Annotated in this window: 11 protein-coding genes and 1 pseudogene; 6 read left to right on the top strand and 6 right to left on the bottom strand. The window is 61.2% G+C overall.

All coding sequences use genetic code 11. The features are described from left to right. The first annotated feature begins 26 nt into the window (after positions 1-26). The 4 genes and pseudogenes from GV035_RS20730 to GV035_RS20740 all read left to right on the top strand — a co-directional run bounded on the left by GV035_RS20730 (position 27) and on the right by GV035_RS20740 (position 4,503). Complete coding sequence (locus GV035_RS20730) at positions 27-854, top strand: ABC transporter permease (protein WP_159838121.1); 828 nt, start codon at positions 27-29, stop codon at positions 852-854. After that, positions 844-1,410, top strand: a pseudogene (locus tag GV035_RS29960) (ABC transporter ATP-binding protein); the annotation flags it as partial. The gene GV035_RS20730 and the pseudogene GV035_RS29960, both read left to right, overlap by 11 nt. A 267-nt stretch (positions 1,411-1,677) precedes the next feature. Then, the gene (locus tag GV035_RS29965) at positions 1,678-2,280 is read left to right on the top strand and encodes a Wzt carbohydrate-binding domain-containing protein (protein ID WP_442859599.1); all 603 of its coding nucleotides are present in this window, start codon (positions 1,678-1,680) and stop codon (positions 2,278-2,280) included. Between the two features lie 60 nt (positions 2,281-2,340). Continuing rightward, on the top strand, positions 2,341-4,503 hold the full coding sequence (locus tag GV035_RS20740; RefSeq protein WP_236572677.1) for a glycosyltransferase family 2 protein: 2,163 nt from the start codon (positions 2,341-2,343) through the stop codon (positions 4,501-4,503). A 30-nt stretch (positions 4,504-4,533) separates the two neighbouring features. Here the strand turns inward: GV035_RS20740 and GV035_RS20745 are convergent, their stop codons facing one another. Genes GV035_RS20745 through rfbB form a run of 5 tightly spaced genes read right to left on the bottom strand, consistent with a single transcriptional unit; the run spans position 4,534 to position 8,836 of the window. Then, positions 4,534-5,439, bottom strand: coding sequence for a glycosyltransferase family 2 protein (locus GV035_RS20745; RefSeq protein ID WP_159836829.1), 906 nt, complete (start codon positions 5,437-5,439; stop codon positions 4,534-4,536). After that, complete coding sequence (gene rfbD, locus GV035_RS20750) at positions 5,436-6,326, bottom strand: dTDP-4-dehydrorhamnose reductase (RefSeq protein WP_159836830.1); 891 nt, start codon at positions 6,324-6,326, stop codon at positions 5,436-5,438. Before rfbD ends, GV035_RS20745 begins: the two co-directional genes overlap by 4 nt. A gap of 8 nt (positions 6,327-6,334) precedes the next feature. Then, a complete protein-coding gene (gene rfbC, locus GV035_RS20755) occupies positions 6,335-6,886 on the bottom strand; it encodes a dTDP-4-dehydrorhamnose 3,5-epimerase (protein ID WP_159836831.1) in 552 nt (183 codons plus the stop codon). Beyond that, the gene (gene rfbA, locus GV035_RS20760) at positions 6,871-7,764 is read right to left on the bottom strand and encodes a glucose-1-phosphate thymidylyltransferase RfbA (protein ID WP_159836832.1); all 894 of its coding nucleotides are present in this window, start codon (positions 7,762-7,764) and stop codon (positions 6,871-6,873) included. The genes rfbC and rfbA overlap by 16 nt, the downstream gene beginning before the upstream one ends. A 10-nt stretch (positions 7,765-7,774) precedes the next feature. Next, the gene (gene rfbB, locus GV035_RS20765; RefSeq protein ID WP_159836833.1) at positions 7,775-8,836 is read right to left on the bottom strand and encodes a dTDP-glucose 4,6-dehydratase; all 1,062 of its coding nucleotides are present in this window, start codon (positions 8,834-8,836) and stop codon (positions 7,775-7,777) included. Positions 8,837-9,176: 340 nt separating this feature from the next. Between rfbB and GV035_RS20770 the strand changes: the two genes are divergently transcribed. Together GV035_RS20770 and iscB are read left to right on the top strand one after the other, a co-directional pair. Beyond that, positions 9,177-10,052 carry a symmetrical bis(5'-nucleosyl)-tetraphosphatase gene (locus tag GV035_RS20770; RefSeq protein ID WP_159836834.1) on the top strand — a complete coding sequence of 292 codons (876 nt, stop codon included), beginning with the start codon at positions 9,177-9,179 and terminating at the stop codon, positions 10,050-10,052. A 278-nt stretch (positions 10,053-10,330) separates the two neighbouring features. Next, positions 10,331-11,767 carry an RNA-guided endonuclease IscB gene (gene iscB / locus GV035_RS20775; RefSeq protein WP_159836835.1) on the top strand — a complete coding sequence of 479 codons (1,437 nt, stop codon included), beginning with the start codon at positions 10,331-10,333 and terminating at the stop codon, positions 11,765-11,767. Here iscB and GV035_RS20780 read toward each other — a convergent pair. Then, the gene (locus tag GV035_RS20780; protein ID WP_159836836.1) at positions 11,732-12,523 is read right to left on the bottom strand and encodes a lysophospholipid acyltransferase family protein; all 792 of its coding nucleotides are present in this window, start codon (positions 12,521-12,523) and stop codon (positions 11,732-11,734) included. The genes iscB and GV035_RS20780 overlap by 36 nt on opposite strands. Between the last annotated feature and the right edge of the window lie 3 nt (positions 12,524-12,526).

The raw sequence follows: 12,526 nt of genomic DNA on the forward strand, positions 1-12,526 counted from the left end.
ATTACCTGTTGAATCCAAGATCGTCTATGCAAAGCTTCAGCGTTTCGCCGCGGTATCTTGCTGCCTCTCTTTTGAAGAACAGACGACTCATGTTCGACTTGGGACGACGCGACGCGGTCGGCCGCTACAAGGGCTCGTTTCTCGGCATTTTGTGGTCGTTGCTCACACCGCTGCTTATGTTGTGCATTTATACGTTCGTATTCAGCGAGGTCTTCAAATCTCGCTGGAGCGGCGGCGGTGCGCAGAGCGCCAGCAAGAGCGAGTTCGCGGTCGTGCTGTTCGCGGGCATGATCATGTTCAATCTGTTCTCGGAGTGCATCACCCGGGCGCCGTCTCTCATACTTTCGAACGCGAACTTCGTCAAGAAGATCATCTTCCCGCTCGAGATCCTTCCTTGTGTCACGCTGCTCTCGGCGCTGTTCCACTTCTGCGTGAGCGTGTTCATTCTGCTGATCGCCGAGTGGCTAATTGTCGGTTCAGTGCCCGTCACGGCGTTCATGTTGCCGATCGTGCTCCTGCCGCTGTGCGTGCTGATACTCGGCATCAGCTGGGCGCTGGCCGCGACGGGGGTCTATCTGCGCGACATCGGACAAACCATCGGAATCCTGGTCACGGCGCTCATGTTTCTGTCGCCGGTATTCTTTCCGGTGTCGTCCCTGCCGGAACAGTTCCGCTCGCTGGTATACATGAATCCCATGACGTATCCGATCGAACAGAGCCGCGACGTGCTGGTTTGGGGCGTATCGATTGACTGGTCGCGCTGGAGCGTGTACTCGGGCATCGCCCTCGTCGTCGCCTGGTTCGGCTTCGCATGGTTCCAGAAGACGCGCAGAGGGTTCGCCGATGTCATCTGAGGTCGTGATTCGCGGCACGCGTCTAGGCAAGGGATTCGACTCATACGAGCGGCCCACGGACCGGCTGAAGCAGAGCATTTACGGTGCAGCCAGCAGGGCCGTAGTGGCTCCATCCGCGCGCCGCTTCCTGAGCGCGCGCGCGCGCGGCTGCGTGCGGACTTTCTGGGCGCTCAAGGACGTCGACTTCGAGGTCTCCCGGGGGGAAACGGTTGGCATCATCGGCCGCAACGGCTCGGGAAAGAGCACGCTGTTGCAGATCATCTGCGGCACCCTCGCGCCGACGGACGGAGAGATCGAAAGACGCGGGCGCATTGCAGCGCTGCTCGAACTGGGTTCCGGTTTCGACGTCGAATACACCGGCCGCGACAACATCTATATGAACGGACAGCTCCACGGCCTGAGCCGGGAGCAGATCGACGCGCGGCTGGACGAAATCATTGCTTTCGCGGACATCGGTGAGTTCATCGATCAGCCCGTCAAAACGTATTCCAGCGGCATGTTCGTGCGTTTGGCGTTCGCCGTGATCGCCCACGTCGACGCGGACATCCTGGTCATCGACGAAGCGCTCTCGGTGGGAGATGCATTCTTCACGCAGAAATGCATGCGCTTCCTGCGCCGCTTCCAGCAGACCGGAACCGTGCTATTCGTGAGTCACGATTCCTCGGCCGTGCGCAGCCTGTGTGATCGCGTGATCTGGCTCGATCACGGCACGCTCCGTGAAATGGGGGAAGCCAAGCGGGTCTGCACGAGTTACTTCGAAACGTTCTATGAGCGCCAGCAGCCTGAACGCAGCAATGCGCGCCGAGACGATGGCGGCGAAGGAATGGCGCAACAAGTCAGGCGCCTCGCAGCGCTACGTGCCGACGCGCAGACCGCCGATCAACGGCAGCGTTTCATCGCCGCTGCGAAAGACGAAGCGGCGCCCGTCGTCCTGCGGCCGCTCGCCGTCGACACGCAACATCTGCCCGCCGCCCGCCCGAAGCCGATCATTCGCACAACCACGCTGCTGGGCGAGGAAGGGGGCGCAATAACGTGGGTCGTCGGCCGAGAGCACGTGCAACTGGTCGTGCAGTTGGACAACTCGCTGGAGGGCGACACGCCCATCGTCGGTTTCGTGGTCAAAGACCGGCTCGGTCAGCCACTTTTCGGTGACAACACTTCTTTCACATCGAGCGTGCCAGCGCCAGCCGACGAGACGAAGCGGATCGCAGCGCGGTTCATGTTCGAGATGCCTACGCTTCTTCCCGGCGAGTATGCGATCAGCGTCTACGCTGCGCGACGTACGATGGCGGAAGACGTCCTTCTCGACGCCGTGCTCGATGCGTTGATCATCCGGTCCGAATCCACTGCCGTCGCAACGGGTATCGTCGGAATGCGGATGAGTAATATCAATTTGTTCGTCGCTTCGGAACTCGAAAAGGCGTGATAAACACCGCCGAGGCGCCCTACGCTTGCCTGATGAACCACGTTCCTTTCTGTTGAGCATATGACGATCGGCCAGGACGACCGAGACCAGACAGCCACTGCCGGCACATCGATGCAACCGTCGCAAAGTGAGCCCGACCTGCGCCAGGCGCACGCGCGCATTGTCGAGCTCGAGGATCAACTCGCTCGCGCGCTGGCAGATCTCCAACAACAAAGCGCCGCCGAGAGCGAGCGCGTGAAACTCGCTGTCGAGTTGGATCGAATGCGCCATTCGCCGTCGTGGCGCGTCACCGCCCCGTTACGACACGCCGAGACGATCGCAAAGGCCGCGAAGATTCTCTTCGATACGGTGCGGCGTCAGGCTCAGGCGCGCAACGGATACGGACGTGCGCTCACCTACTATGCCGGCATGGCACGTCGGGAAGGCATCTCCGGCATCAAGGCTCGCTTTCGACGCGTCCGCAGCGGTGCGGGTTTCAGCGACTGCGTCCCGTCCGATGAGGACTATCGAGCGTGGGTTAGCGAGTACGACACGCTGGGCCCTGAACAACGCCGGCGAGCCGAGAGCCTGCTGGCGTCCCTCGCTAGAAAGCCGCTCATTTCGATCATCGTTCCCACGTACAACAGCGATCCGGCTTTGCTCCGGGAGATGATCGAGTCGGTCAGAGAACAGATTTATCCCAACTGGGAACTCTGTATTGCCGATGACGCGTCTACCGATCCTGCCGTTGCCGAAAGTCTGCGCGCGTGGATCGCGCAGGACGCGCGCATCAAAGTCGTCTTTCGCGCGACCAACGGTCATATCTGCGCAGCGAGCAATAGCGCGCTCGAACTTGCCGCAGGCGAATTCGTTGCGCTCCTGGATCACGACGACATACTGCCCGCCCATGCGCTTCTGATGGTGGCTAGCTATATCGATGCCAACCCGGGCGCGCGCATGCTTTACAGCGACGAGGACAAGCTCGATTCGCACGGTCTGCGTACGACGCCATATTTCAAGCCAGACTGGAATCCAGTCCTCTTCCTGACGCAGAACATGTTCTCTCATCTCGGTGTTTTCGAGACTGCGCTCGTCAGGCAGGTTGGAGGATTCCGGATTGGCTTGGAAGGAAGTCAGGACTATGACCTCGCGCTCCGTTGCCTGGCGGTCGCGGGCGCCGACGCGGTCGTGCACATACCACATGTGCTTTATCACTGGCGAATCACGCCGGTCAGTACAGCGGGCAGTGCCAGCAATAAGCCGTATGCCCTGCAAGCAGCCGTTCGTGCTGTGAATGGACATTTGCAGCAAACGGGCGTGGCAGCCTCCGTCGAACCCATCTTCGGCGATTCCGGCCTGCTCCGCGTGCAGTATTCGACGCCCTGGCCGCTGCCAAAAGTGTCGATCATCATCCCGACGCGCGACGGGCTCGCATTGGTCAGGCAATGCATCGACAGCATTCTTCAGAAGACCACTTATCGAAACTTCGAGATCATCGTGGTGGATAACGGAAGTGTCGAAGCTGAAACGCTCGACTACTTTCGAGAGATCGTCAAGGACGCTCGGGTTCGCGTGTTACGCGACGAATCCCCGTTCAATTTCTCCGCGCTCAATAATGGCGCGGCCGCGCAGGCAACCGGCGACTATCTCTGTCTTCTGAACAACGATATCGAAGTCATTTCGCCAGACTGGCTGAACGAGATGGTGGCGATCGCATCGCAACCGGGCAATGGTGCGGTGGGCGCGGCGCTCTGGTATCCGAACAATACGCTTCAGCACGGCGGCGTGCTGATCGGGCTCGGCGGCATCGCGGGGCATATGCATCATTCGTTACAACGCGGCAGCCTCGGCTACTTCAATCGAGCGGTCGCCGTTCAGAACCTTTCGGCAGTGACAGCTGCCTGCCTCGTGATCCGGCGCTCCATCTATGAAGAAGTGGGCGGCCTGCACGAGGAACTCGCCGTCGCCTTCAACGACATCGATTTCTGCCTGCGCGTGCGGGAAGCAGGTTACAAGAACGTTTGGACGCCGTTCGCCGAGCTCTATCATCATGAATCCGCGACCCGTGGATCGGACATGAGTTCGGAGAAATATCAACGCTTCCTGAAGGAAATCCGCTGGATGGAGGAGCGCTGGGCCGGACACTTCGAGCTAGACCCTGCTTACAATCCGAACCTGTCGCTGAGCGTCACGGTTCAGCCTTTCACCCTTGCGTCGCCGCCCCGTATCGAGATGTTGCAGTGACGAGTCCGCAGCATCCGCGCGCCGGATGCTTCAGCGGGCCTGATAAGGTCCGAGGCGCTGCCTCAGCCCGTCACGGATGCCGCGCCACACCATCAGCAGATGCTGCTTGCGTTGATTGGGAAAGAAACAATAGATGAGCACGCGCCCCGGCAGTTTCACCAGTTCGGTGCTCTTCCACGTCGCCGGCATGTTCGAACGGGCGATCAACGCAATCACATTTCGAAACTGATAATAGTGACGCAGCGGTCCGTGCATTGGATAAGTGCGCCCTAGCACGCGCACCGGCTCGCCGCCGAGTTGGTGGCTGAGGCGCACCCACGGAACGCCGACCACGCGAAAGCCTAGCCGCCTCGCTCTTACGCACCATTCGAGATCGACGTAGTCGATAAAAAGCGCATCTTCCATCGGGCCGATAGACGGCCAGAAGCGCAGATTCAGGCACGAGCCGGACGAGATGAGGAAGTCGACATCGATTGGGACATTTCCTTCCGGCGCGATACGCCCGAGCTTCCACCATTGAAAACGAACGAATGCCGCCACGCCGCCGAGCCGGGCGTCCTCGTACGCGGGACCCGCTAGCGCGATGCGTTCGCCGCTAGCATTGGAAGCGGCAAGAATTTTGGGCAGCTCCGTTAGCAACGAGCTGGGCGGCTCGCTATCCTGATCGAAAAGAATGGCGAAATCGAAACCCGCGCGGATGAGCGCCTCGACTCCCTGATTGATGGCAGTTGCGATACCCAGGTTCTCAGCGTTCGCCCGATAGTCGATATCCAGCGACAATCCGAGCGTCTCGGGCGTCCGAGCGGTGGGCGTATTGTCAATTACGACGCAATGAAGACGTGCGGCAAGACGGTTGACTCGTTCGATGCACGCTTCGTCGGGCTCATAGAATACGACGACCGCGCCGGTGCGATGTGACACGGAAGCGGCGTTCAACGATCTGCCAGCGAAAGTCGCAACGCTTCTTGCCAATCAGGTGCCTGCACGCCGAATGTGTCCAGCAGTTTGCGATTCGACATTCGCGAATTGGCAGGGCGCTTCGCGGGTGTCGGATACGCCGACGCCGGAATGGGCTTCACTTCCGGCTTTTTCTCCGACGCCGACAGCGCGAAAATCGCCTGCGCAAACCCATGCCACGACGTCGATCCGCCCGCCGTCAGGTGATACACGCCCGATTTCTCCGCCCACCAGCCATCACCCCCGGCAACGGCCTGTGCCAGCACATTCGCCGTCAACGCCGCGATCGTGTTCGACCACGTCGGCGCGCCGATCTGATCGGCGACGACGCTGAGTTCATCGCGTTCCGCACCGAGCCGCAGCATCGTCAGCAGAAAGTTCTTGCCGCGCGTGCCGTAGACCCAGCTCGTGCGGAAGATCAGATGGTCGCAACCCGAAGCCGTGATCGCCCGCTCGCCCGCCAGCTTGCTCTTACCGTAGACGTTCTGCGGGTTCACCGCGTCGTCCTCGACATAGACGCCGTCCTTCGTGCCGTCGAACACGTAGTCGGTCGAATAATGAACCAGCGCGGCCGACAGACGCTTCGCCTCTTCGGCGAGCACGCCAGGCGCTTCGCCGTTCGCGCGCATCGCCGCTTGAACATCGCTTTCCGCCTTGTCGACCGCGGTGTAAGCCGCTGGGTTCACGATCAGCGACGGCTTCACTTCGCGAACCGCCTTCCTAATTCCATCAAGATCGCCGAGGTCGAGCTTGTTGCGGTCGAGCGCGACCACCCTTCCGAGTCCCTGCAAAGTGCGCGCGAGCTCGAAGCCGACTTGGCCATTCACGCCAGTCACCAGGATCTTTCGCTGAGAATCTTGAGTCATCGCGTCGCTCATTCGAAACACTCGGCTTCGCCCAGACGCTTGCCCGCCGCGTCTTTGGCCGCGAGCATCGGTTCGAAGTCGATCGGCCATTCGATGCCGATCTCCGGATCGTTCCACACGATGCTTCTCTCGTGCGCCTGATACCAGTAATCCGTCGTCTTATAGAGAAACTGCGCCGTCTCCGACAGCACGACGAACCCGTGCGCGAACCCCGGCGGCACCCACAATTGCCGATGATTCTCTTCCGACAGATTCACACCCACCCACTTGCCGAAGTTCGGCGAGCTCTTGCGAATATCGACGGCGACATCAAACACTTCGCCTTCCACCACGCGCACGAGCTTGCCCTGCGCGTGCTCAATCTGATAGTGCAGCCCGCGCAACACGCCCTTCGCCGAACGCGAATGGTTGTCCTGCACGAACTCGACGCCCGCTTCAACGTGCTCCGCGAACTCGCGCGCATTGAAGCTCTCGTAAAAGAAGCCGCGCGCATCGCCGAATACTTTCGGCTCGATGATCTTGACTTCGGGCAACGCCGTTGCCGTTACCTGGATGGCCATGCGACTTGGTCCTTCGGAAGATTGAGCAGATATTGACCGTACGCGTTCTTCGAGAGCGGCTTCGCCAGCGCGAGCAGTTGCTCGTCACCGATCCATTCCTTGCGATACGCGATCTCTTCAGGGCAAGCCACCACCAGCCCCTGACGCTTTTGCAGAGTCGCGATGAAGGTGGCCGCTTCGATCAGCGACTCGTGCGTGCCCGTGTCGAGCCACGCGTAGCCGCGCCCCATGATCTCGACGTTCAGCTTCTTCTGCTCGAGATAGCGCGAGTTCACGTCGGTGATCTCGAGTTCGCCGCGCGCGGAAGGCTTGATATCCGCGGCGATGTCGCACACCTGGTTATCGTAGAAGTAGAGGCCCGTGACCGCATAGTTCGAACGCGGCTTCGCGGGCTTCTCTTCGATCGACAGCGCGCGGAAGCTCTCGTCGAATTCGACGACGCCGTAACGCTCCGGATCATGCACGTGATAGGCGAAAACCGTCGCGCAGTCGCTACGCGCATTCGCGCTCGCCAACTGCTTCGCCAGATCGTGACCGTAGAAGATGTTGTCGCCCAAAATCAGCGCGGAAGGATCGTTGCCCACGAACTCCTTGCCGATGATGAACGCCTGCGCAAGCCCGTCCGGCGACGGCTGCACCGCGTACTGTATGTTCATGCCCCACTGGCTGCCGTCGCCCAGCATGGATTCGAAACGCGGCGTGTCTTGCGGCGTCGAAATGACGAGGACATCACGAATGCCCGCGATCATCAGCGTGGACAGCGGATAGTAGATCATCGGCTTGTCGTACACGGGCAGCAGTTGCTTCGAAACTGCATGCGTGATCGGATACAGCCGCGTGCCGGACCCGCCGGCGAGAATGATGCCTTTGCGCGCCATGCCCCGCTCCTTATGCCCGCTGCGCGTAATTCGTTTCGACCCACTTGCGGTATTCACCGGAAGCGACTTCGTCCGCCCATTCCTGATTGTCCAGATACCACTGAACGGTCTTCGCGAGACCCGTCTCGAACGTTTCTGCCGGCTTCCAGCCGAGTTCACGCTCGAGCTTGCGCGCGTCGATAGCGTAACGGCGATCGTGTCCGGGACGATCCGTCACATACGTGATCTGATCGCGATACGAGCCGCTCGCCTTCGGCTTTTTCTCGTCGAGCAGATCGCAGAGCGTGTGCACGACTTCGAGATTCTTCTTCTCGTTCCAGCCGCCGACGTTATATGTCTCGCCCGGCTTGCCGTTGGCCAGCACTTCGCGGATGGCCGAGCAATGGTCGCCGACATACAGCCAGTCGCGCACGTTCTGACCGTCGCCATAAACCGGCAGCGGCTTGCCCGCGAGCGCATTCGCGATCATCAGCGGGATGAGCTTCTCGGGGAACTGATACGGGCCGTAGTTGTTCGAGCAATTTGTCGTGAGAACCGGCAGGCCGTACGTGTGGTGGTACGCGCGAACCAGATGGTCGGAGCCGGCCTTGGTCGCCGAATACGGGCTGTTGGGCGCGTACGGCGTCGTTTCGGAGAATTGCGGATCGGTGGCGGACAGCGAGCCGAATACTTCGTCGGTCGAAACGTGCAGGAAGCGAAACGCCTGCTTTTCTGCTTCCGGCAGCGCGCTCCAGTACATGCGTGCGGCTTCGAGCAACGTGAAGGTGCCGACGACGTTCGTCTGCACGAAGTCCGCCGGACCATGAATCGAACGGTCGACGTGGCTTTCTGCCGCGAAATGCAGGATAGCGCGCGGCTTGTGCTTGGCGAGCAATGCGTCCATTGCGGCGCGGTCGCAGATGTCGGCACGCGCGAACACGTGGCGGGCGTCGTCCTTGAGCGATTTCAGCGTGCCGAGGTTGCCCGCATACGTCAGCTTGTCGACGTTGAGCACGGGTTCATCGGAGCCGTTCAGCCAGTCCAGAACAGTATTTGCGCCGATGAAACCGGCGCCGCCCGTCACGAAAATCATGGATACCCTTTGGCTGCTCTATCCCGCGCGCCACTGAAACTGCACGCGCAAGGTGTGGAAAAAAATGCTCACTCGACGCCGGGACGCATCGAATGCGGGAACTGCGACCGATTCACCGGCCGCCGTCCAACTTTGATCAGCCGCCAATTATAAAGCCATGGAGTGCAAAAACTGCACGGCTAACAACTTGATACAGCTCGCATTTGCTGACCCGGTCTGGATCATTCGCGCGGGGCGGACGGACATCGCCGTTTCCCGATCACCGGCATAATTCATCGCATCCGACAATTCTTTTCTCGCGCGCGCGGTCACGAACCGCGTCGCAAACCGCATCGAATCAATGACTGACGCACTCTCCGCAAGCCTCGCGGTCTCCTCCGCCCCCCTCGTCTTCGGCGACCTTCAGGGCTGTTGCGATCCGTTTCACCTCCTGCTGAAGAAGGCCGCGCCCGAGCCGGACACCCCGCTTTGGTTCGCGGGCGACCTCATCAACCGCGGCCCGAAGTCGCTCGAAACCTTGCGCGAAGTCATCGCGCTCGGCTCGCGCGCAACCGTCGTGCTTGGCAATCACGATCTGAATCTGCTCTCCGTCGCCGCGGGGCTGCGCAAGCCGAAGAAAGGCGACACGCTCGACGACATTCTCGCCGCGCCCGATGCCGCCGATCTCATCGAATGGGTGCGGCACAAGCCGGTCGCGCACTTCCAGGACGGCGCTTTGATGGTTCACGCGGGCGTGTTGCCGCAATGGGACGTGACGATGACGCTGGAACTCGCGCACGAACTGGAAACTGCATTGCGCGCGCCGGACTGGAAGGAAACGCTGGCGCAGTTGTACGGCAATGAGCCGCATCGCTGGGAAGATTCGCTCACGGGCATCGACCGGCTGCGCGTGATCTACAACGCGCTGACGCGCATCCGCTTTTGCACGGCCGAAGGCGCGATGGAATTCGCTAACAACGGCGGCCCCGATAACGCACCGCCTGGCTATACTCCGTGGTTTGACGCACCGAACCGCCGCACCCAGGATGCGACGATCGTGTTCGGACATTGGGCCGCGCTAGGCCTGATGATCCGCGACGATGTGTTGTGCCTCGATTCCGGCTGCGTTTGGGGCAACAAGCTGTCAGCGGTACTGCTAACGAAAGATCCGGCCGGACGGGTGGTCACGCAGGTGAGTTGCGCGGTCAATCGCCCCGGCACACGCCGGAGCTCATGAAGTATTCAAGAGCTCGAGATTGACCAGACCCAGCGCTCAATGGCGCTACGTTGTGTGGAGACAGTACACCCACCGTCGAATGCTTCCTCAGTTCGACGCTCTGGAAGTCGCAGCAGCAGACAAGCCCGGGGCAGGTACGAAACGGGCTGCGACGGAAGCGAAAGCTTCGCCTGCCGCACAACATGGTCGAGGGGAGCCATACCAGAAGGTATGCGTCACTAGGCCCGTAAGGGCACCCGCGCCGGACGGGTTTCGGCTGCAGTGACAGCGGAGTCTTTGTGGCTGTTTTTGTACTAGACCGATACCGCCGGCCGTTGATGCCGTGCAGCGAGAAGCGCGCGAGATTGTTACTCGCGCGAGGTCGCGCCCGTGTGCATCGCGTGATGCCATTCGTCATTCGGCTCACGGACCGCGAACGAGCCGCCTGCGAGTTTCAGCCGCTCCGCCTGAAACTCGACCCGGGCAGCAAGGCCACGGGGCTTGCTCTCGTGCTCGATAGGGAGACGCTCGACTCGACCACCGGCGAGCTCCGTCGCGGCGCGGCCGTGCTGAACCTGTTCGAACTTGTTCATCGCGGTCGACAGATCAGTGACGCGTTGACGGCCCGCAGCGCCATGCGTCGATCGCGTCGCGGCAAGTTGCGTTACCGTGCGCCGCGCTTTCTGAACCGCACGCGGACTCCCGGATGGCTCCCGCCGTCGCTCCAACATCGGGTGGATACGACGATGGCTTGGGTGCGACGTGTTAGGCGCTGGGCACCGATAGCGGCGCTTTCCTGCGAACTCGTTCGCTTTGACATGCAACTCTTGGATAACCCGGAGGTCAACGGGGTAGGATATCAGCACGGAACGCTGGCAAGCTATGAGCTTCGCGAATACCTGCTGGAAAAGTGGGGCCGGCGCTGCGCTTACTGCGACGCGAAAAGCACTCCCCTGCAGTTGGATCACATCGTCGCTCGGTCGCGCGGCGGCAGCAACCGTGCATCCAACTTGACGCTCGCCTGCGAGCCCTGCAACAGAGCGAAGAGTGCGCTGCCCGTAGACGAGTTTTTAGCCAAGCGACCCAAGCGGCTGGCAGGCATCGTGGCTCAATCGAAACGTCCGCTAAAGGATGCCGCAGCGGTGAACGCCACTCGATGGGCCTTGACCAGCGCGCTGAAAGCGACCGGTATGTCATTGGAGCTTGGCTCCGGTGGGCGCACTAAGTTCAATAGGACCGCGCTTGGCGTACCGAAAACGCATGCGCTCGATGCTGCATGTGTCGGTGCACTTTCATTCCTGACCGGCTGGAAGCGACGGACACTTTCCATATCCTGCACCGGCCGTGGCAGCTACCAGCGCACCCGGCTCGACCGGTACGGCTTCCGGCGGGGATACATGACACGAACGAAGCGTGTGCACGGATTTCAGACTGGCGACCTCGTTCGGGCCGACGTACCTGCCGGCCGAAAGGCCGGCACCCACATAGGCCGCGTGGCCGTTCGCGTCACCGGAAGCTTCAACATCCAGAAGTTCGATACGGTCGTGCAAGGCATTGCCCATCGTTATTGCCGGTTAATTCAACGCAGTGACGGGTACGGATATGCAACGAAACAGTTGTCGAAGGAGAAGATGCCCGCAGGCCCTCTCGCACACAGCCCTGGGTATCTTCGCAATCTGGACAATGAATCTTTTAGCGCGCTAGGGCGAGGAAGTAACAACGGAGTGGCCGATTGACAAGGCGACCGAGGTAGCCGGCGCGCCGCGCATCCGCTCCAGCGCCGCCTGAACCGCCGCTTGCGCTTCGCTCGCGAGCAGCCGCCGGTCGGCGCCCGGCGCGAGCGGATCGCACACGTGGAGATGCGCGGTGATCGGCCCGCCGCGCAACAGCGCATCGAGCGAATCGCTGAGCGACATATCGCCGATATAGGCGGGCGCGGTCGTCTGCCTGCCGCGCGCATCCTCGTACATGAGGCAAATGGGCTGCACCGGGCACGACGCCGACACGGCCGCCTGAAACAGGTTCGCGTGAAACGGCAGCAGCGATATGCCGTCGCTCGTCGTGCCCTCGGGGAACACGCACATCATCTCGCCCGCGACGAGCCGGTTCGCCAGTTCATGCATGATGCGCTTCGCGTCGCTGCGCTTCTCGCGCTGCACGAAAACCGTGCCGAGCTGTTGCGCGAGCCAGCCGACCACCGGCCACTGGCGAATCTCGGCTTTCGATACGAACGGCGTTGGCCGCCACGCGTTGATCACGTAGATATCGATCCACGAAACATGATTGCCGACGACGAGCACGCCCGCATCCAGCCGCGCTTCGTCGTGATGCACGACGAGCTTCATGCCCGCCAGTCGCAGCATCTTCAGCGACCAGGCGCGATTCAACGCCATGCGTTCGCTCGCGGTCGCGTCGGGGAAGCGCCGCGCCACGGTCCATGCGCCGTGCAGCAGATGGAGAGCGAGGCGCAACTTGCGCAACATCAACTTCATGGA

This window comes from Burkholderia sp. 8Y (assembly GCF_902506145.1).
In the GTDB taxonomy this organism is placed as follows: Bacteria; Pseudomonadota; Gammaproteobacteria; order Burkholderiales; family Burkholderiaceae; genus Caballeronia.